At 71.3% G+C, this 19,111-nt stretch carries 20 protein-coding genes and 1 riboswitch; of the genes, 11 read left to right on the top strand and 9 right to left on the bottom strand.

Annotated features, from left to right (window positions below; all coding sequences use genetic code 11):
• Positions 1 to 28 precede the first annotated feature (28 nt).
• Positions 29 to 1,552 (bottom strand): ABC transporter permease, encoded by a 1,524-nt coding sequence (locus tag ACTJKO_RS13575; protein WP_440689559.1) that lies wholly within the window; start codon positions 1,550 to 1,552, stop codon positions 29 to 31.
• A 234-nt stretch (positions 1,553 to 1,786) separates the two neighbouring features.
• On the bottom strand, positions 1,787 to 3,547 hold the full coding sequence (locus ACTJKO_RS13580) for an ABC transporter family substrate-binding protein (RefSeq protein ID WP_440689561.1): 1,761 nt from the start codon (positions 3,545 to 3,547) through the stop codon (positions 1,787 to 1,789).
• A gap of 317 nt (positions 3,548 to 3,864) precedes the next feature.
• Between ACTJKO_RS13580 and ACTJKO_RS13585 the strand changes: the two genes are divergently transcribed.
• Positions 3,865 to 5,853: a S9 family peptidase gene (locus tag ACTJKO_RS13585; protein WP_440689563.1), complete on the top strand. Its 1,989-nt coding sequence runs from the start codon at positions 3,865 to 3,867 to the stop codon at positions 5,851 to 5,853.
• Positions 5,854 to 5,937: 84 nt separating this feature from the next.
• On the opposite strand, the gene gcvP is transcribed toward ACTJKO_RS13585, so the two are convergent.
• Genes gcvP through gcvT form a run of 3 tightly spaced genes read right to left on the bottom strand, consistent with a single transcriptional unit; the run spans position 5,938 to position 10,353 of the window.
• Positions 5,938 to 8,862 (bottom strand): aminomethyl-transferring glycine dehydrogenase, encoded by a 2,925-nt coding sequence (gene gcvP, locus ACTJKO_RS13590; RefSeq protein WP_440689565.1) that lies wholly within the window; start codon positions 8,860 to 8,862, stop codon positions 5,938 to 5,940.
• Positions 8,859 to 9,236, bottom strand: a complete 378-nt coding sequence (gcvH, locus tag ACTJKO_RS13595) for a glycine cleavage system protein GcvH (RefSeq protein WP_440689567.1) — start codon at positions 9,234 to 9,236, stop codon at positions 8,859 to 8,861. The genes gcvP and gcvH overlap by 4 nt, the downstream gene beginning before the upstream one ends.
• A gap of 4 nt (positions 9,237 to 9,240) precedes the next feature.
• Positions 9,241 to 10,353 (bottom strand): glycine cleavage system aminomethyltransferase GcvT, encoded by a 1,113-nt coding sequence (gcvT, locus tag ACTJKO_RS13600; RefSeq protein ID WP_440689569.1) that lies wholly within the window; start codon positions 10,351 to 10,353, stop codon positions 9,241 to 9,243.
• A 169-nt stretch (positions 10,354 to 10,522) separates the two neighbouring features.
• Positions 10,523 to 10,624, bottom strand: a riboswitch (glycine riboswitch).
• A 94-nt stretch (positions 10,625 to 10,718) separates the two neighbouring features.
• On the opposite strand from gcvT, the gene ACTJKO_RS13605 reads away from it, so the two are divergent.
• Genes ACTJKO_RS13605 through ACTJKO_RS13615 form a run of 3 tightly spaced genes read left to right on the top strand, consistent with a single transcriptional unit; the run spans position 10,719 to position 12,371 of the window.
• The gene (locus ACTJKO_RS13605; RefSeq protein WP_440689571.1) at positions 10,719 to 11,099 is read left to right on the top strand and encodes a BlaI/MecI/CopY family transcriptional regulator; all 381 of its coding nucleotides are present in this window, start codon (positions 10,719 to 10,721) and stop codon (positions 11,097 to 11,099) included.
• A gap of 13 nt (positions 11,100 to 11,112) precedes the next feature.
• A complete protein-coding gene (locus ACTJKO_RS13610) occupies positions 11,113 to 11,850 on the top strand; it encodes a M56 family metallopeptidase (protein WP_440689573.1) in 738 nt (245 codons plus the stop codon).
• Positions 11,851 to 11,888: 38 nt separating this feature from the next.
• Positions 11,889 to 12,371, top strand: a complete 483-nt coding sequence (locus ACTJKO_RS13615) for an FBP domain-containing protein (protein WP_440689575.1) — start codon at positions 11,889 to 11,891, stop codon at positions 12,369 to 12,371.
• Here ACTJKO_RS13615 and ACTJKO_RS13620 read toward each other — a convergent pair.
• Both ACTJKO_RS13620 and ACTJKO_RS13625 read right to left on the bottom strand, forming a co-directional pair.
• On the bottom strand, positions 12,368 to 13,078 hold the full coding sequence (locus ACTJKO_RS13620) for a hypothetical protein (protein WP_440689577.1): 711 nt from the start codon (positions 13,076 to 13,078) through the stop codon (positions 12,368 to 12,370). The two genes, ACTJKO_RS13615 and ACTJKO_RS13620, sit on opposite strands and share 4 nt — an antisense overlap.
• Entirely contained in the window at positions 13,075 to 13,242 is a 168-nt protein-coding gene (locus ACTJKO_RS13625; protein ID WP_440689579.1) for a CopG family transcriptional regulator, read from the bottom strand. The genes ACTJKO_RS13620 and ACTJKO_RS13625 overlap by 4 nt, the downstream gene beginning before the upstream one ends.
• A gap of 58 nt (positions 13,243 to 13,300) precedes the next feature.
• Between ACTJKO_RS13625 and ACTJKO_RS13630 the strand changes: the two genes are divergently transcribed.
• The gene (locus ACTJKO_RS13630) at positions 13,301 to 13,555 is read left to right on the top strand and encodes a hypothetical protein (protein WP_440689581.1); all 255 of its coding nucleotides are present in this window, start codon (positions 13,301 to 13,303) and stop codon (positions 13,553 to 13,555) included.
• A gap of 14 nt (positions 13,556 to 13,569) precedes the next feature.
• Here ACTJKO_RS13630 and ACTJKO_RS13635 read toward each other — a convergent pair whose 3' ends face one another.
• Positions 13,570 to 14,457, bottom strand: coding sequence for a LysR substrate-binding domain-containing protein (locus ACTJKO_RS13635; protein ID WP_440689583.1), 888 nt, complete (start codon positions 14,455 to 14,457; stop codon positions 13,570 to 13,572).
• Positions 14,458 to 14,525: 68 nt separating this feature from the next.
• Here ACTJKO_RS13635 and ACTJKO_RS13640 point away from each other — a divergent pair, with 68 nt between their 5' ends.
• The 3 genes from ACTJKO_RS13640 to ACTJKO_RS13650 all read left to right on the top strand — a co-directional run bounded on the left by ACTJKO_RS13640 (position 14,526) and on the right by ACTJKO_RS13650 (position 15,770).
• Positions 14,526 to 15,026 (top strand): GNAT family N-acetyltransferase, encoded by a 501-nt coding sequence (locus ACTJKO_RS13640; RefSeq protein WP_440689585.1) that lies wholly within the window; start codon positions 14,526 to 14,528, stop codon positions 15,024 to 15,026.
• 85 nt (positions 15,027 to 15,111) lie between these two features.
• Positions 15,112 to 15,567: a GNAT family N-acetyltransferase gene (locus ACTJKO_RS13645; RefSeq protein WP_440689587.1), complete on the top strand. Its 456-nt coding sequence runs from the start codon at positions 15,112 to 15,114 to the stop codon at positions 15,565 to 15,567.
• A 17-nt stretch (positions 15,568 to 15,584) separates the two neighbouring features.
• Entirely contained in the window at positions 15,585 to 15,770 is a 186-nt protein-coding gene (locus tag ACTJKO_RS13650; protein WP_440689589.1) for a hypothetical protein, read from the top strand.
• A gap of 68 nt (positions 15,771 to 15,838) precedes the next feature.
• Here the strand turns inward: ACTJKO_RS13650 and ACTJKO_RS13655 are convergent, their stop codons facing one another.
• On the bottom strand, positions 15,839 to 17,026 hold the full coding sequence (locus ACTJKO_RS13655) for a MalY/PatB family protein (protein ID WP_440689591.1): 1,188 nt from the start codon (positions 17,024 to 17,026) through the stop codon (positions 15,839 to 15,841).
• A 111-nt stretch (positions 17,027 to 17,137) separates the two neighbouring features.
• Here ACTJKO_RS13655 and ACTJKO_RS13660 point away from each other — a divergent pair, with 111 nt between their 5' ends.
• The 3 genes from ACTJKO_RS13660 to ACTJKO_RS13670 all read left to right on the top strand — a co-directional run bounded on the left by ACTJKO_RS13660 (position 17,138) and on the right by ACTJKO_RS13670 (position 19,078).
• Positions 17,138 to 17,914 carry an isocitrate lyase/PEP mutase family protein gene (locus ACTJKO_RS13660; RefSeq protein ID WP_440689593.1) on the top strand — a complete coding sequence of 259 codons (777 nt, stop codon included), beginning with the start codon at positions 17,138 to 17,140 and terminating at the stop codon, positions 17,912 to 17,914.
• 17 nt (positions 17,915 to 17,931) lie between these two features.
• On the top strand, positions 17,932 to 18,558 hold the full coding sequence (locus ACTJKO_RS13665; protein ID WP_440689595.1) for an HD domain-containing protein: 627 nt from the start codon (positions 17,932 to 17,934) through the stop codon (positions 18,556 to 18,558).
• A 232-nt stretch (positions 18,559 to 18,790) separates the two neighbouring features.
• Positions 18,791 to 19,078 carry a hypothetical protein gene (locus tag ACTJKO_RS13670; RefSeq protein ID WP_440689597.1) on the top strand — a complete coding sequence of 96 codons (288 nt, stop codon included), beginning with the start codon at positions 18,791 to 18,793 and terminating at the stop codon, positions 19,076 to 19,078.
• Positions 19,079 to 19,111 lie beyond the last annotated feature (33 nt).

A 19,111-nucleotide genomic window follows, 5' to 3' on the forward strand; every position in this document is an offset into this window, starting at 1 on the left:
TTCGTCGACGTGACGGTCGTCCCGGCGCTCATCGGACACGCACCCGCGGGTCGAGGGCCGAGTACGCCAGGTCGGCGAGGAAGTTGAACGCGATCGCCGTGATCGCGATGACGAGGAAGTACCCCATCACCGGGTTCACGTCCGTGATGGACAGGCCGCTGTTGAACAGGCTGCCCATACCGGAGATGGCGAAGACGCGCTCGGTGATGATCGCGCCACCGAGCAGTGCGCCGATGTCGGTCGCCACGAGGGTCGCGATCGGGATGAGCATGTTGCGGAGCGCGTGGCGCACGATGACGGTGCGCTCCGGCAGGCCCTTCGCGCGGGCGGTGCGGACGTAGTCCTGGTCGAGGACCTCGAGCATGCCCGAACGGGAGTACCGCGTGTAGCTCGCGAAGCTGATCAGCAGGAGCGAGATCGTCGGCAGCAGCAGGTGGGTGTACGTGTCGATGCCGTTGATCCAGAAGTCACCGGTGAGACCCGGCGTCTGCGAGCCCACCGTCGCGATCGGACGCGAAACGTAGTTCTGCGTGTAGTCGATCCACGAGCGCATGAAGCGGTCGAGCATGATGACGCCGGCGCTGAGGAAGGCCGTGAGCGCGCCGATGCGCATCATCAGCCCGCGGTCGTGGCCGCCGACGAAGAAGCCCGAGGCGAGGCCCACCAGGACGGTGACCACCGCGAGGATGAAGATCGTGCCGCCGGACGAGATGTTCAGCAGGCCCTGCAGCGCGAAGTAGCAGATGATCGCGATGAGCACGTTGATCCCGGCGACGAGCCACGCACGGCGGTTCTTCGTGCCGGCGAGCAGCGTCACCATCGCGAGACCGATGCCCGCGCTGAACAGGATCACGAAGACCGGGCCGAGCGACGGGTCGGTGAACCACCCGGTCGCCTGCATGAGGAGCAGCATGCCCGCCGTGACGACGGCACTGATCGCACCGACGATGAGCCGCCGCCGGAGGACGCCGCCGACGATGAGCTGGATCACCAGGCCCACGATCACGGCGATCACGACGAGGTTGACCGGTGGGATCTTCGGGTCGACGAGGAAGTTGTTGTAGTCGAGGGCGATGAACGACTTCAGCAGCACGGCCATCAGGAAGGACGGCAGCGAGTAGAGGAAGAAGCTGACCAGCGTGATCGAGTAGTCGAAGCCCGAGTAGACGCGCAGTGCGGTCACGACGCCGAGACCGATGCCGAAGATGATCGCCAGGATGAACGAGAACGTCACCAGCTGGATGGTCGAGCCGACGGCCTGCGGCAGGAGCTGCGCGACGGGCTGGTTGCTGAACGTGGTGCCGAGGTCGCACTGCCCGATGACGCACTTGCCGACGCCCGTGATCCAGAGGCCCCAGCGGAGCGGCGGGATGACGTCGAGGTGCTGGGCCGCGGTCCGTGCAGCGATGAGCTGGTCACGGTTCGGCGAGTTGCTGCTCTGGAGGTCCTGCAGGGGGTTTCCTGCGATCGCCGCGAGGTTGTACATGATGAACGACGCGGCGATGAGGATGAGGACCGAGACGAGGATCCGTCTCGCGATGAAACTCACCATGGGCGGTGGGTGCCTCTCCGGTGTGGTGGATCGTACTGCTGGTCGTCCGATCGGGCGGCCCGAGCAGCAAGAGTACTGGGTCCCGCGACGCGGTCATCGTCGACTGCGCTGTGCGGTGGTGCCGGGATCGCCGGCGTGGTGGGTGCCGGGCAGGGCCCCGGCTCACGGGAGGGCGCCGGACTCGTCGAGTCCGGCGCCCCCTCGTGTGTGGTGCTGATCAGCGACCGGTCAGGATCACTTGGTCCAGTCCCAGACGTTCCAGAAGATGCCCGTCTGGCCGCCGAAGTACTCGACGCCCTTCAGGTTCGAACCGGTGGCGAAGAGCCCCGGGCTCTGGAAGAGCGGCAGGCCGTAGCCCTTGTCGAACGCGATCTTGTCGATCTGCTGCTTCATGTCGTCGAGCTTCGACGCGTCCAGGGTGGTCTGCGTGTCGACAGCGAGCTTCGAGGCCTCCGGGTCGGCGAACTTGTTGTAGTTGCCGGAGTTGTTGGTCTGGAAGAGCTGCGGGATCGCGGCGTTGCCGGCACCCGGGTTGACCCAGCCGAAGATCGAGGCGTCGTAGTCGCCGCCCGCGAGGAGCGAGGACCAGTCGGGCGAACCGCCGTCGACGACCTTGATGCCGGCCTTGGCAGCCGAGGACTGGATCGCCTGGAAGGTGTCCACGCGGTTCGGGTTCTCGGTGTTGTAGAGGATCTTGACGGTCGGGGTGGCGCCGTTCAGGAGCTTCTTGGCCTGGTCGATGTCGACCTTCGAGTACTCGTCGGAGTCGTTGTTCTTGACGGCCTCGTCGTAGCCCTTCTGACCCGGCAGGTAGAGCTGCGAGTCGAGGACCTTGGCGTTCTTGTTGACCGGGGTGACGATCGACTTGAGGATCTGCTCGCGCGGGATGGTGAGCAGGAACGCCTTGCGGACGTTCTCGTCCTTGAAGACCGACGAACCGAAGTTCAGGTCGAGGTGGTCGTAGGCAACCTGCGAACCCTCGATGGTCTTCACGCCGGAGGCGGCGTCGAGGGCCTTGACCGTGTCGGCCGAGGCCTGCGGCTGGATCGCGTCGACCTCACCGTTCTGGAGAGCCGTCACCTGGGCGTTGGCGTCACCGATGAAGCGGACGACGAGCTTGCCGAACTTGACCTTGTGCGAGCCCTTGTACTCGGGGTTCGGCACGAGGGTCATCGACTGCTTCGGGGTCCAGGCGGACACCATCAGCGGGCCACCGGAGACGAGGAGCTTCTTGTCGCTCGGCAGGCTGGTCTTGTCGTAGCCCGTGTTGACGAAGTCGGCGACCTTCTTGAGGGTCGCGTTCGCCGGTGCCGGCTTGGACGGGTCACCCGCGGGGGTGTCCTTGAGGGCCTTCAGGAGGTCCGAGGTGGTGGTGCCGGCCTCTTCCGCGACGACGTGGGCCGGGAACTGGATCGGGTTCACCAGGTTCCAGTCGACGTACGGCTCCTTGTACTTGAGCGTGATCGACGTCTTGGTGATGTCCGACGGGTAGTCCGTCTTGAACGGCGAGGCCGAGGCGAGGGAGAAGTACTGCGTGCCGCTCGTGACCTTGCCGTCGGCGTCCTGCGTCGCCGAGTCGTAGTAGCCGGACGCCTGCGCCCAGCCGAGGAGGAGGTCGTCAGAGGTGATCGCCTTGCCGTCGGACCACTTCGCGTCCTTGTTCAGCGTGTACTTGACGGTCAGCGGGTCGTCGCTGATCTTCTTCATCGTGCCGAGGTCGGTGTTCGGCGTGATCTTGTAGTCGGATCCCAGCGTCACGAACTGCGGCTGGGTCATGTAGTTGATCATGCCGTTCATGTCCAGGTTGCCCTGGGGGGTGTTGTAGTTGAACGACGTGACTTCGTTCACCTGCGCGACGGTGATGGTCTTGTTCGACGCCGAACCCGACTCGTTGGCACTCGGAGAGGTGGTGCAACCGGCGAGGGCGATCGCGGCCGCCCCGGCCAGGGCGACGGCGCCGAGCAGCTGGCGTCCCCGCTTCTTGGTGATGTTCACTCTGTGATCCTCCTGATGGAATGTGATCGAACGAGCAGGAGGCAGGCTCCACGGCGCGTTCGCAAGAACCATAGGTGTGTGCCGGAGGGGCCTCAAAATCTCCGGAGAAGTTGTTACACATCGGAAACGTGGGCGGCAGATCGTTGCGTGAGACTGACGATACCTGCGTCCGAGTGGTGTCATACGCAACGGATGCGCTTGACCTCGCAAGACATTCTGAACAGTCTTGCGGAAGGCCCCGGAGCCGATGAACGCTCGGAGAACGTCTCGCGGCGGTGCCCGGCCCGTCGGAGCGCATCGGGCCGTAGCGTGAACGGGTGCTCGCGAACGACATCCAACACCTCCACGTCCCGTCCTCCCCGACCGTCAGCGGCGATCCCCGGAACGGAGGTGCTGCGTTCGTCGCCGTCTCCCGCCCGGACCTCGACGCGGACGTCTACCGCACCACCGTCGAACGGGTGACGGCCGACGGCTCCGTGCGGTGGGCCTCCGGTGACCACGACTCGGCACCGCTCCTCTCCCCCGACCGCCGCCGCCTCGCCTTCCTGCGCGTCGTCGAGGACGAGCACGGCGCCTCGCACCCGCAGCTCGCCGTCGCGCCGGTGGACGGCGGCGAGGCCCGCGTCGTCACCGACCTGCCCCTCGGAGCCGGGACGCCGGTGTGGTCGCCCGATTCGACCCGCATCGCCGTCACCGCGCGGTTCCCGGAACCCGGCCGCTACGGCTCCGCCGTCCCGGGGACGGACCGTCGGCCCGCACCCGACGCCGAGGCACCCCGCCTCGTCACCCGGCTCGACTTCCACGTCGACGGGGCCGGGTACCTGCTCGACAAGCCGCAGCAGGTCGTCGTCGTCGACGTCACCGACCCGGACGCTCCCCGCACGAGCACCGCGCTGACGAGCGCCCCGTGCTCCCTCGCCTCGCCGATCTGGTACCCGGACGGCAGCGCGCTGCTCGTCGTCGCCCCGCGCGACCTCGGGGAGCGGGAGACCCACGACGAGGACCTCTACCGCGTCGACGTCTCCGACGGCACGGTCACGCTCGCGATCCGGACCCGGGGTTCCGTCAGCGCCGTGGTCGCCGACACGGACGGCACCGTGTACTACCTCGGCGCCGACCACGCAGACGGCCGACTCGTGGCCGAGCCCGAGGGCGTCTGGGCCGCCGTGCACGGGTCCGACCCGGTGCGGCTCACCGCTCCCGAGACGGTCGACGTGACCGGCACACCCGTGCTCCACCGCGGCGACGTACTGGTCGCGGTGCTCGACCGCGGGACGGTGGGCATCCGTCGCGTCCCCGCCGGCACCACGGCGCCACTGCAGCTGGACGACCTCCCGACGGTGCTCGGCGGCCACCTCGTCGTCTCCGGGTTCGACGTCGACGAGGACGTGCTCGTGGCGACCGCGGCCACGCCGACGTCACCCGGCGAGGTGCTCGTCGTCGACCTGTCGACCGTCGGCGCGGACGAGTCCGCCGTCCTCACCGACTTCGCGGCGCCGCTGCGGGAGCGGGCGAGCGCACCGGGCGTCCGGCGCATCGAGGAGCTCACCGGCACGTCGGCCGACGGCACGCCCGTGCACGGCTGGGTGGTCCTGCCCGAGGGCGACGGACCGCACCCGGTGCTGCGTGTGGTGCACGGTGGCCCCTTCGGGCAGGACACCTGGGCGTTCTTCGACGAGGCACAGGTGTACGCGAGCGCCGGGTACGCCGTGGTGATCGGGAACCCGCGCGGCTCGGGCGGCTACGGCCTCGAGCACGGGCGGGCCGTCATCGGGGCGATGGGCACGGTCGACGTGGACGACGTGCTCGCGCTGCTCGACGCCGCGCTGGAACGCCCCGACCTCGACGCCTCCCGCGTCGGCATCATGGGCGGGTCGTACGGCGGGTTCATGACGAGCTGGGTCGCCGCCCACCACGGCGACCGGTTCGTCGCCGCCTGGAGCGAACGGGCCGTCAACGCGTGGGACTCCTTCGCGGGCAGCTCGGACATCGGCTGGTTCTTCGCGGACGCCTACGTCGGAGCGGACCCCGAGGAGCAGCGCCGTCGCAGCCCGTTGACGTACGCGGCCCAGGTGCCGATCCCGTTCATGGTGGCTCACTCCGAGCGGGACTGGCGCTGCCCGATCGAGCAGGGCCACCGGCAGTTCGTCGCGCTCAAGCGTGCCGGGGTCGACGCGTCACTGCTGGTGTTCCCCGGCGAGGGACACGAGCTGTCGCGTTCCGGTCGCCCGCAGCACCGTGTCCAGCGCTTCGAGCACGTGCTGGCTTGGTGGGCGCGTCACCTGCCCGTCACGCCGGTCGCCTGACCGACGCGCAGACGGACGCAAGGCCCGTGGCGGATCCGCCACGGGCCTCCCGTCTCCTGCCGGTCGACTCGGCGACGCGGGTCGCTACGCGAACGCCTCCACCGGCGGGCAGGCGCAGACGAGGTTCCGGTCGCCGTACGCCTGGTCGATGCGTCGCACCGGCGGCCAGTACTTCCGCGCGCTCATCCCCGGCACCGGGTAGACGGCCTGTTCGCGCGTGTAGGCGTGCGACCACTCGCCCGCGATCACCGACGACGCCGTGTGCGGCGCGTGCACGAGCGGGTTGTCGTCCGCCGGCCACGCACCCTGCTCGACGGCGGCGGCCTCGGCACGGATGGCGAGCATCGCGTCGACGAACCGGTCGAGTTCCGCGAGGTCCTCGCTCTCCGTCGGCTCGACCATGAGCGTCCCGGCGACCGGGAACGACATCGTCGGGGCGTGGAAGCCGTAGTCGACGAGGCGCTTGGCCACGTCGTCCACCGTGATGCCGGAGCTGTCGCGGAGCGGGCGGAGGTCGAGGATGCACTCGTGCGCGACCAGCCCGGACTCGCCCGTGTAGAGCACCGGGAACGCGTCGCGCAGCCGCGCGGCGATGTAGTTCGCACCGAGCACGGCCGCCTCGGTCGCCCGCGTGAGCCCCTCGACGCCCATCATCCGGACGTACGTCCACGTGATCGGCAGGATGCTCGGGCTGCCGTACGGCGCGGCGCTGACCGGACCGCCGGCGTGCGCGAGCCGTGCGGCCCCGTCGGCCGTCCGGGACCCGGTGCGCCGGTCGGCGTCCTGCGCGAACGGGTGGCCCGGCAGGAAGGGCGCGAGGTGCGACTTCGCCGCGACCGGTCCCACGCCGGGACCGCCGCCGCCGTGCGGGATGCAGAACGTCTTGTGCAGGTTGAGGTGCGAGACGTCTCCGCCGAAGTCCCCGAAGCGGGCGTGCCCGAGGAGCGCGTTGAGGTTCGCGCCGTCGACGTAGACCTGGCCGCCGGCGTCGTGCACGGCGTCGCAGATCTCGCGGATGTCGTGCTCGTAGACGCCGTGCGTGGACGGGTAGGTGATCATGAGCGCCGCGAGCGTGTCGGCGTGCTCCGCGACGCGGGCGCGGAGGTCGTCGAGGTCGACGTTGCCGTTCTCGTCGCAGGCCGCCACGACGACCCGCATGCCGGCGAGGACCGCCGACGCGGCGTTCGTGCCGTGCGCGCTCGACGGGATGAGGCAGATCGTGCGGCGGTCGTCCCCGCGAGAGCGGTGGTACCCGCGGATCGCCAGCAGTCCGGCGAGCTCGCCCTGGCTGCCGGCGTTCGGCTGCAGCGACACGGTGTCGTACCCGGTCACCTCGGCCAGCCAGGACTCGAGGTCGCCGATGAGGTCGAGGTAGCCGGCGACGTCCTCGCGCGGGGCGAAGGGGTGCACGTCGGCGAACTCCGGCCACGTGACCGCGGCCATCTCGGTCGCCGCGTTGAGCTTCATCGTGCAGCTGCCGAGCGGGATCATGCCGCGGTCGAGCGCGTAGTCCTTGTCGGCGAGGTGCTTGAGGTACCGCATCATCCGGGTCTCGCTGCGGTGCGCGCTGAAGACGGGGTGGGTGAGGTACTCGCTCTGCCGGCGCAGTGCGGCCGGGAGGCACGTGGCGGCGTCGCGCACGGCGGCTTCCGTCGTGCCGGTGGTCACGTCCACCGCGCCGAACACCCGTCCGAGCGCGACCACGTCGTCCGGCGTGGTGGTCTCGTCGACGGAGAGCTGGAAGGTGTCGTCGTCGACCAGGTGCAGCAGGTACCCGGCCTCGCGCGCGGCGTCGACGACCTCGGCGGAACGTCCGGCCGCCCGGAGCGTGACGGTGTCGAAGAACGCGTCGTGCACGAGTCCGAGCCCGGCGTCCTGGGCGACCGTGGCGAGCACGGAGGCCGTGCGGGCGGTGCGTTCGGCGATGAAGCGGAGGCCCTCGGGCCCGTGGTAGACGGCGTACATCGAGGCCATGACCGCGAGGAGGACCTGCGCGGTGCAGATGTTGCTCGTCGCCTTCTCACGGCGGATGTGCTGTTCGCGGGTCTGCAGGCTGAGGCGGTAGGCCATCTGCCCGTCCGCGTCGAAGGACACCCCGACGAGACGACCGGGCAGCTGGCGTTCGAGGCCCGCGCGGACGGCGAGGTACCCGGCGTGCGGTCCGCCGAATCCGAGCGGCACGCCGAAGCGCTGGCTCGTGCCCACGGCGACGTCGGCGCCGAGGTCACCCGGGCTGGCGAGGAGCGTCATCGCGAGGAGGTCCGCCGCGACGACCGCGATGCCGCCGCCGGCGTGGACGCGTTCGATGACCGTCGAGGGGTCGACGATCCGTCCGGAGGCGCCCGGGTACTGCACGATCGAGCCGAACGCTCCGTCGAGCTGCTCGTCGGTCGGGCCGACTGCGACGTCGAAGGTGCGCAGGGTGATCCCCACGGCGTCCGCGCGGTGCTCCAGCAGCGCGCGGGTCTGCGGCAGGAGATCGGCGTCGACGAGGAACGCGTCACCCTTGACCTTCGACGCACGGCGGGCGAGGAGCATGCCCTCGACGACGGCCGTGCCCTCGTCGAGCATCGACGCGCCCGCCGTGGCCATGCCCGTGAGGTCGGACACCATGGTCTGGAAGTTGATGAGCGCTTCGAGCCGGCCCTGCGAGATCTCCGGCTGGTACGGGGTGTACGCCGTGTACCAGCTCGGGTTCTCGAGCACGTTGCGCTGGATCACCGCCGGGGTGTGCGTGCCGTGGTACCCGAGGCCGATCATGGCCCGACGGACCGTGTTGCGTGCGGCCTTCGCGCGGAGTTCGGCGAGCGCTTCGGTCTCGCCGACCGCCGTGGGGACCAGGGAGTGCTCGACGGGAGCGGCGTGGATGGACTCCGGGACGGCGGCGCGGACGAGCGCGTCGAGCGACGGCTGCCCGACGGCGTCGAGCATCACCTGCTGGTCGGCCGTGGTCGTCCCGATGTGCCGGTCGGCGAAGGACGTCTGGAGGTTCGGGGTGCGGCCGGTCATGCGATCGAGGCCCGGTACGCGTCGTGGTCCATGAGGTCTTCCGGGAAGGAGGTGCCGTCGACCCGGATCTTCACGAGCCAGCCGGCGCCGAACGGATCCTGGTTGACGGTGTCCGGAGCGTCGACCACGGCGTCGTTGATCGCGACGACCTCGCCCTCGATCGGGGCGAAGAGCTCGCCGACGCTCTTGGTCGACTCGATCTCGCCGATCTGCTCACCCGCGGTGGTGGTGGTCCCCACGGACGGGAGCTCGACGTACACGACGTCCCCGAGCTGTTCTGCGGCGTGGTCGGTGATGCCGACGGTGACGGTGTCGCCCTCGACGAGCAGCCACTCGTGGTCGGCGGTGTACTGGAGTGCGGTCTGGTCGGTCACGGTCCTAGCCTTTCGAAGGGCGGCGGTAGAAGGGGAACGGGGTCACGGTGCTGGGGATCGCGGTGCCCCGGACGTCGATGTGGAGGAGCTGTCCCTCGGCCGCGAGGTGCGGGTCGACGAAGGCCATGGCGACCGGGTGCCCGAGTGTCGGGGAGAGCGCACCCGAGGTCACGCTGCCGACGACCTGGCCGTCGTGCACGACGTCGTAGCCCGCACGGGGCGCCCGCCGCCCCTCGGTGACGAGTCCGACGAGCACACGGGCGTCCGTCGCGGGCTCGACTCCGGCGGCGCCGACGAACGAGCCCTCCTTCGCCACGACCCGCCCGAGCCCGGCCTGGGCGGGACGGACGTCGGTGGTGAGCTCGTGCCCGTACAGCGGCATGCCCGCTTCGAGTCGCAGCGTGTCCCGCGCGGCGAGGCCCGCGGGGACGACGCCGCGGTCGGCCCCCGCCTCGAGCAGCGCGTCCCAGAGCTCGGTGGCGACGGCCGGGTCGCTGTAGATCTCGAAGCCGTCCTCGCCGGTGTAGCCGGTGCGGGCGACGAGGACGTCCGCACCGTCGAACACGGCGTGCAGCACGCGGTAGTAGCGGAGGTCGTCGAGCGGGGACTCCGGCTGCAGGCGGTCGGCGACCACGAGGGCGTCGAGCGTGCCCGCGGCCGCCGGACCCTGGATCGCGACGAGCGCGGTGCTGTCCGAGTCGTCGGAGACCTCGACGTCGAACCCCGCCGCGCGGGCGACGAGCGCGTCCACCGCGGTCTGCCGGTTCGACGCGTTCGCGACGACGAGGAAGACGTCCTCGTCGGTGCGGTACACGACGAGGTCGTCGAGGATGCCGCCGTCCTCCGCCAGCAGCAGGGAGTACTTGGCCCGGCCGACCGTCATCGCGCCGAAGGACCCGGCGAGCGCGTGGTCGAGGAAGGGGACGGCGTCGGGGCCGGTGACGCCGATCTCGGCCATGTGGGAGAGGTCGAACACCCCGGCGGCCTCGCGGACGGCGTGGTGCTCGGCCAGGTCGGACGAGTACCGGACGGGCATGCGGTAGCCGGCGAAGTCGGTGAAGGTGGCACCGGCGGCCTCGTGGGCGGCCTCCAGCGGGGACGAGCGCAGTGGGGACATGGCGGAGTTCTCCTGGCATCGGCAGGACCCGACGACCGTCGTCGGGCGGAACTCCCCCTCTGTCATGGGCCTGAGAGTTTCACCGCGGCCCGTGAGGTCCGGCAGCTTTCACCGTGGGCGAGCCACGGACCGACCCGGCGGGGGCATCGTGGCTGCTTTTCAGAGTGGCCTGTCCGCTGCGGTGTGGGACCTGAGAGATTGTCGGGGGGATTGCTCCTTCGGTGCCGCACGGGTGCCAGGGGCACCGCACGACGTCTCCCGCGACGGATGGTCGGCCGGTCTTCAGTTGTCCGCGCCGATCATACCGACCCTGCGTTTCGGGCATGTGTCGTGTGCCCCGGTTCGACATCTCGTAGAATGCGCGGGTGGCAGGACAGCGATCGCGCCCCCGTGGGCAGCTCGAGCAGGCGGTGCTCGACGCGCTCTGGTCGGCGGACGGCGCGCGGGGACTCAGTGCCCGCCAGGTGCTCGACGCGTTCCCCGAACCGCGGCCCGCGCTGACGACGGTGCTCACCGTGCTGGACCGCCTCGGACGCAAGGGCCAGGTGGAGCGTCAGCAGCACGACGACGCCCCGCTGACGTTCCGTGCGACCAACAGCAGGGAAGAGCAGACCGCATCGCTGATGTCGGACGCCCTCGCCGCCGCCAGCGACCGGGAAGCCGCGCTCCTGCAGTTCACCGGCTCCCTCGCGTCGGACGACCTCGACGTCCTCCGCCGCGCCCTCGACGCCCGAACCCACCGCTGACGGAACCGTCCCCGTGGTCGTCGCCGGAGTCGCCCTCATCGGACTCGCCCTCGTGGTCGTGACCCTCGCGCCCCGGGTCCTGACCCGCTCGGCATGGACCATCGACCGCCCGCGGACCGCGCTCGTCTGCTGGTCGCTCGCCGTGCTCCTCGGTGTCGTCGGCTTCGTCGCGGGCACCACGCTCGTGGTCGTCGCGAACCGCCCCGTCACCGATCCGTTCCGGCTCGGCGACTCCCCCGCACACGGGCTCAACATCGGCGTGGCGCTGATCGCGGTGCTCGCGTTCGTCATCGCCGTGCGGGTCCGCCCCGGACCCGAGCACGAGGCCGTGCGCGAGGCGATGCGGTCCGGCGTGGCACCACACCGTGAGATCGACGGCACGCCGGTCGCCGTCGTCGAGGCGGAACACGCCCTCGCCTGCGCCGTCCCCGGCCGGACCGGCGGCGTGCTCGTCAGCACCGGGCTCGCAGACCGCTTGCGCACCGACGAACTGGAGGCGGTGGTCGCCCACGAACGGGCCCACCTGACCCAGCGCCACGCGGTCGCGGTCGCGATCGCCGAGTCGATCGAACGTGCGGTCCCGTGGGTGCCGGGTGCCCGCGCGATGGCGCGGTCGACGCGCGTCCTCGTGGAGTTCGCCGCGGACGACGCGGCGGCACGGCGCGTGGGACGCGACGCCCTCCGCCGGGCCGTGCTCGTCGCGGACGGGACGAGCGCGCTCGGGGCGATCCGCGCCTCCAGGCTGGAGTAGCGGCGCGTGTCGGTGGCGGGGCATATGGTGATGGCACCGTGAAGCCACTGACCGAAGCAGACATCCGTTCGTCGTTCGTCAACGCCACCCCGGACGAACTCGCCCAGCTGCCCATCCCCGGCCTGCACGAGATGCTGTGGGACGAGCGCGAGTTCCTCGGCTGGCGCGACCCGCAGGCCGCCCGTCGCGGCTACATCGTCTCGTGGATCGACGAGCGCCCGGTCGGCATCGTCGTGCGCTCGGCGGGCGGATCGCTCCGCCCCGGGATCGCGGCGATGTGCTCCTTCTGCCACTCCCCGCAGCCGGCAACGCAGGTGCGTCTGTTCTCCGCGGCGCGTGCCGGCGAGTCCGGGCGCAACGGCAACACGATCGGCTCCTACATCTGCGAGGACCTCGGCTGCTCGATGCTCATCCGGACGGCACCGCCACACCTCAACCCGCCAGCGACCATCGCCATGCGGGGCGAGGCGCTGCTGCAGCGCGTGCGGAACTTCACCGAGGACGTCTCGAAGACCGCCTAGTTCGACCGGGTGTACCCGTACAGGTCCTGCTGGGCACCGTTCACCCACAGGTCGGGGCCGTCCGGTCGTGCGACGCGGAGCGTGCGGTTGTACGCCTCGTCGACGATGTGCGGTTCGTAGCCCGCGTCGGTCAGTCGCGCTGCCAGTGCGTCGAGGTCGCCGGAGTACTCGAAGGACAGCTCGACGCTGTCGTCGTCGGCGCGGTGCAGGGCGAGCGCGCCCCCGCCGGTCGCGGTGAAGTCGGTCCAGACGCCGCTGTCCGACGCGAGCCGACGCTGCAGCCCGACCGCCTCGGCGATCGCGGCGGCGGCTGCGACGTCGGCGGCGTACCGGATCCGCATGATCATCAGTGGCGACGCACTGCCGACGTTCGTCGACGAGGACGTGGTGACGGTCATCGGGAGCGGGCCGTCCACGACGAGGAGCGGGCCGATGTCGTCGAGGACCGTCCGACGGACGGTCGCACCGGCCCCGACCAGCGTGCGCTCGAGGAGGTCGAGCGCCTCGACCCCGTCGGCGAGCAGGGTGATCTCGGTCCGCTCGTCGGCCGACGAGTCGACCCGGTGGACGGCGAGGACGCCGTCGCCGACGGACTCGGACCACGATCCGTCGCCGCCCGGGAGTCGCTCGAGGCCGAGTGCCCGGGCGAGTGCATGCCACGCGGACGGGTCGGTCGTGTACTGGATCTGCTGCACGGTGATCGTCATCGGTTTCCCCCGTCGGAGTCGGCCACGTACTGGGCGGCGATGCGCTCGACGAGGGCGGAGAGCGAGACGCCCTCGTCGATCGCGCGGTGCTTGAGGTCCCGGACCAGTTCGGCGGGGAGGTACACGTTGAACTGCACCTTGGGACCGTTCGCGCTCGCTACCATGCTAGCAATCTAGCGCAGGGGCGCCCTGCTGTCACCCACTCCTCGGTACCGTGGGCGCGTGAGCAGGTTCAGCGCGGCGCGGTGGGCCGTCGTCGAGGAGCTCGGGGACGGCCGGTGGCGCCTCAGCCTCCGCGACGAGGCCGACGACGAACTCGGCGCGCTCGGGCTCGGCGTGGAGGGTCCGTGGGACCCGGACGTCGAGCCGCACGTCGGGTTCGTGCTCGCGCAGCTCGGGATCGCACTGCAGGGAGCACGCCCCTGGCGGGAGGACGAACTCGGCGACCAGCGTGCGCCGGTGCTCCCCCTCGCCTGACCATCGGTCGTCGGTCACTCCGCGGCGGCGATGAAGTTCCGCAGGATCTCCCGGTCGTCGCCGATGCGGGCCGCCCACACCAGTTCGCTCCGGTGCGTGTCCCCCTCGAGCGGGAGCAGCACCACCGTGTCGGGAGCGGCGAGCGTCGCGCTCTCCGGCGCGACCGTCACCCCGAGCCCCGCCCCGACGAGGTGGAGCACCGTTGCCCACGTCGTGGCTTCCTGCACCACCGTCGGCCGCCGCCCACCGGACACCACCGGCGCGAGGTTCCGCTCGGTCGCGACGGCGCCAGCAACCGCGGGGAAGAACACGAACGGGTCGTCGAGCAGTTCCGGCCCCGCGACCGACGCCCTGCCGGCGAACCGGTGTCCACGCGGGACCGCGGCGACGAACCGTTCGCTCCGGAACGGCGTGTACCGCACGGCCGGGTCGGGATCGGGGTCGCGGACGATCGCGAGGTCGAGCTCGCCGCGGACGATCCGGGCGAGGAGCGTCGACGAGTACCCCTCCGTCAGCTCGACGCGGACGAGGGGGTACCGCTGGCGGAAGGCCTGCACGCGTTCGATCGGACCGAGCGGCAGCGCCGACACCACGAACCCGACGTCCAGACGCCCGGCTTCGCCCCGACCGACCCGGACCGTCTCGTCGAGGTCCCGACGCGCCTGGGCGAGCAGGGAACGCGCGCGCCCCTGGAGCGCCCGACCCGCCGCGGTGAGCGCCACGCTCCGGGACGTCCGGACGAACAGGTCGACACCGAGCGCCCGTTCGGTGCGCCGGATCTGCTGCGACAGCGCGGGCTGGGCGATCCGGAGCCGTTCGGCAGCACGGCCGAAGTGCAGTTCGTCCGCGACCGCGAGGAACGCACGGAGCTGCCGGAGGTCGACATCCGGCTCGTGATCCATGCACACAGCGTATCGATCGACGCGAACGAGTATTGGACGCCGCTCGTTCCGCGGCCCACGATGGACACATGCCCGATGCGACCACCACCGACGCCGTCACCATCTCCGACATCACCACCACCGCCGACGCCGAGGCCTTCCGCCTCCTCAACGAGGCGTGGATCAGCCGGTTCTTCACCCTCGAGGACGAGGACCGCAAGCTCCTCGGCGACCCGATCGGCCAGATCGTCGAACCCGGTGGTGCCGCGTTCGTCGCGAGGCTCGGCGCGGACGGTCCAGCGATCGGCTGCATCGGCATCGCGCCGGTGGGACCCGGGGTGTTCGAGCTCGTCAAGATGGCCGTCTCCCCCGAGCACCAGGGACACGGAACGGGCCGCCGGCTCATCCGCACCGCGCTCGACCGCGCCCGGGCACTCGGCGCGCACCGGGTCGTGCTCGAGAGCAACGCCCAGCTCGCCAGCGCCGTCCACCTCTACGAGGCCTTCGGCTTCCGTCACCTCGACCACGACGAGATCGCCCCGAGTCCGTACGTCCGCGCCGACGTGCACATGGCGCTCGATCTGCGCTGAGACGCTCGAGGACCGCGGCGTCCCCGGCTCCGGATCACGCGGACACCTGACCACCGCGGCCCGCCGTCCGATAACGTCCGACGAGATGCGGATCCACGAGCGAGCCGAGACCGACCTCGACCCACTGGTCGAGGTGCTCTGGCGCGTCCACGGCACGGGTTACCCCGCTCGTTGGCCGGATGCTCCGCGCGACTGGATCACCCCGTCGGGACTCCTCGGCGCCTGGGTCGCCATCGAGGACGACACCGTCGTCGGGCACGTCGGCGTCGCCGTCCCCGCGCCCGGACGGATGGCCGAGGTCACCCGGCTCTTCGTCGACCCGGCGCACCGCGGCAAGGGCGTCGCCGACGCACTGCTCGCGGCCGCGGAACAGGCAGCGCCCGGCACGCACGTCCGACTCGACGTCCCCGAGGGGACACCGGACGCCTGGCGCCTCTACGAACGGCGCGGATGGTGCCTCACCGGACGCGGCCCCGCCGACTGGTGCACGCCGTCGGGCGAGGTGCCGACCGTGCGGTACTACGCGAAGCGCATCGGCTGAGCCGGTACGCTCGCGCCATGGCGACACACGAGGTGCAGGCCGTCCGCGAGCGCGGCACGGGGCAGGTGTTCATCGACGGGTTCCTCCTGGCCGAGGTCACCCGCTGGCCGTCCGTCGGCTTCGTCGCCCGCGAGCTCCTCGAGCTCGACCGGACCGACGACCTGTCGATCCGTGTCGTCGGGCGCAACCAGTACGTGGACTGACGCACCCCGCCCGGGGGCGAGCGGACGTGGCGGGGGCGAGTCGCGCCTCCTGGCCGGCACCGCGTCGCTCACGCGACGTGCCAGACCAGGCCCTCCTGCGCGCTCGACGGGTACGCGGCCGCGATCCGCAGCACCGCTTCCCGCAGGGTGTCCGGCGAGCACGCGAGGTTGAGCCGCGCGAAGCCCCGTCCCTCGGCTCCGAAGCCGAGGCCGGAGTTGAGCGCGACGTACGCGTGCTCCCGGAGCGGCACCGCCGGGTCGTCCCCGAGCCCGATGCCACGGAAGTCGAGCCAGGCCAGGTACCCGGCGCGCGGCCGTGAGTAGACCACACCGGGCAGGTGCTCGGCGAGCAGCTTCGCGAGCAACCGGTCGTTCGCGACGATCCGGTCGATGACGTCGTCGAGCCAGTCCACCGCGAGCGAGAAGGCCGCGAGGTTCGCGTGCAGGCCGAGGATGCTCGTCCGGCAGGCGACCTCCTCCCACAGGGTGTCGAGCAGGGCCGCGGTCCGTTCGTCCCCGGCGACGATCACCGAGCACTTCACGCCGGCGAGGTTCCACCCCTTGCTCGCGCTCGTCACGCAGACGCTGCGCGCCCCGACGGGTTCCGCGACCATCGCGAAGGGGGTGAACTCGACGCCGGGGTGCGTCAGGGGCGCGTGGATCTCGTCGCTGATGACGAGGACGTCGTACCGCGCGGCGAGTTCGGCGAGCGCCACCAGGTCGGCGCGGTCGTGCACGAGACCGACGGGGTTGTGCGGGTTGCAGAGCAGGAACACGCCGACCCCCTCGGCGAAGGCGCGTTCGATGCCCGCGAGGTCGAGTCGGTACGCGCCCCACTGCTCGAGCAGGGGCACCTCCTCCACCTGACATCGTGCCTCCTCGACGAGTTCGAAGAAGGGCGGGTACACCGGCGGGGTGATCGCGACACGGCCGCCGTCGGGCAGGGCGAGGCGCAGGGACTCCACGATGCCGACGCTGACGTCGGTCGCGAGGTGGACCCGAGCGGGGTCGACGTCCCATCCCCAGCGGTCCCGCGCGAACGCGGCGAACGCCGGTGCGAGCGGCCCCGGACCGTCCAGGTAGCCCAGGTCCGACTGCTGCACCCGCTCGATGAGGGCCTGCCGGATGGCCGGCGCGACCTCGTGGTCCATCTCGGCGACGAAGAGGGGCAGCACCTCCGGTGCGTAGCGGGTCCACTTGATGCTCGTGCGGACCCCGCGGAGCGTCCCGACCGGGTCCTGCTCGTCGCTCGCCATGCCTCCCAGCATGCATCGGACGGGAGGCACGGCGCGAGTCCGACCGTCATCCTGCGTCGTACAGGTGGTCCGGTCGGAACGCGCGGGTGCGGTCGGCCTACTGTCGTCCCCATGAGCACGAGCACCGCCGAGAAGGCGACCACCCTCAAGCAGCTGCACGAGGCCCCCGAGATCCTCCGCGTCGTGAACGTCTGGGACGCCGTCAGCGCGAAGGTGGTGAGCAGCCTGCCGGAGACGAAGGCGATCGCGACCGCCGGCCACTCGATCGCCGCCTCGCACGGCTACGAGGACGGCGGGATGCCGCTCGACGTCGCCCTCGCGGGGGCTGCCACCATCGCCGACGCCACGGACCTGCCCGTCACGGCGGACCTCGACGACGGCTACGAGGACCCCGCCGAGACGATCCGGCGGGCGATCGGTGCGGGCATCGTCGGCGGGAACGTCGAGGACCGGCTCCGGCCGTTCGACGAGGCCGTCGCACGCGTCGCCGCGATCACGGCGGCAGCCCGGGCCGAGGGCGTCGAGTTCCAGCTCAACGCCCGCACCGACGCGATCGCCCGGGGCGGCGACCGCCCGATCGACGCCAGCATCGAGGACGCCATCGCTCGCGGCCGGGCGTTCCTCGACAACGGTGCGGCGCTCGTCTTCGTCCCCGGTGCGATCCAGCGCGACGTGGTCGAGCGGCTCGTCGACGGGCTCGGCCGCGGCAAGCTCTCGGTCATCGGACTGCCGGGAGCCCTGCCCGCCGCCGAGTACGAGGCGCTCGGCGTCGCCCGCATCTCGTACGGTCCGCTGCCGCAGCGGGTCGCCCTGCGTGCCCTGCGCGACCTCGCGACGGACCTGTACGGCGACGGCGTGGTGCCGGAGGACACCCCGGCCCTGAACTGACCCGGTAGCGTCGGGGCATGCCCGTGGACGTCGACGCACTGCTCGCCCCGCCTTCCCCCGTGGCCGCGCGGGCGCTGGAGGTCGTGCGCACCTGGTCGAGCCCGGCGCTGGTGAACCACTGCCTGCGCTCCTGGGCGTGGGCGTCGCTGCTGGCGCCGGCGGCCGGACTCGCTCCCGACCGTGAGCTGCTGTTCGTCGCGACGATGCTGCACGACCTCGGGGTGACGGCGACCTTCGACGCGCACGCCGTGCCGTTCGAGGACGCCGGCGGCGCCGTCGGCAGCGCGTTCGCCCTCGGAGCCGGCTGGGACCCGGCCCGTGCCCGGCGGGTCGGCGAGGTCATCGAGCGGCACATGTGGACCGCCGTCGACCCGGAGTTCGACGTCGAGGGCCACCTGCTCGAGGTCGCGACCTCGCTCGACGTCTCCGGGGTCGGCTTCGAGCGGTGGTCCGCCGACGACCTGCGAGCGGTCACCGCCGCAGTGCCCCGCCTCGACTTCTCCAGCGCGTTCGACGGTCTCGTGCACGAGCAGGCCGAGCGGAAACCCGGCTCGTCCGCCACACGCCTCGACGGTTCCGGCAACGTCCGCGCCGGCGGGGACCGCTGGGACGCGTTCCTGGACAACCCTCGCGACGACGTGTAGAGTGTTGGTTTGGTGCACTGCAGCGAACCCATCTGACTCGCGCACACCGAACCGTCTCGACACCGACTCACCCGAGTCGCATTCCCACGAGACCACCGCTCGATCCGAACGGACGAGCTGCACGTCGAGCGTCGACGTGCGCGCCCCGCACCCGATGCGTCGCGCCGGACTCCGTGGTCCGCCGACACCGGGTCGCCCTGGGCGCCGAACGACCAGGAAGTACCGCACCACCATGACCAGCAACGAACGAATCACCATCACCGGCACCGCCCTCGCGGCGCCGACCGTCTCCCCCGACCGCATCGCCGAGTTCGGTGTGCGCGACGACCGCTCGCAGCGCGAGTACCTCGTCCGCATCCCGGCCGACGACCTCGGTCTCTTCATCACCCGTGGCGCCCGCGTGGACGTCGACGGCGAGGCCGGCTGGACCGTGCCCGGCCGCTCGTGGCGCGGCGAAGCGAGCCGCACGCTCGTGCAGGCGCGGTCCGTCCGCGCCGGCGAGATGGCCCTGGCCGCCTGATCTGACGGTCTCCACGACGGACGGGAGGCGCGG

Source organism: Curtobacterium sp. 22159, assembly GCF_052045775.1.
Classification (GTDB): domain Bacteria; phylum Actinomycetota; class Actinomycetes; order Actinomycetales; family Microbacteriaceae; genus Curtobacterium.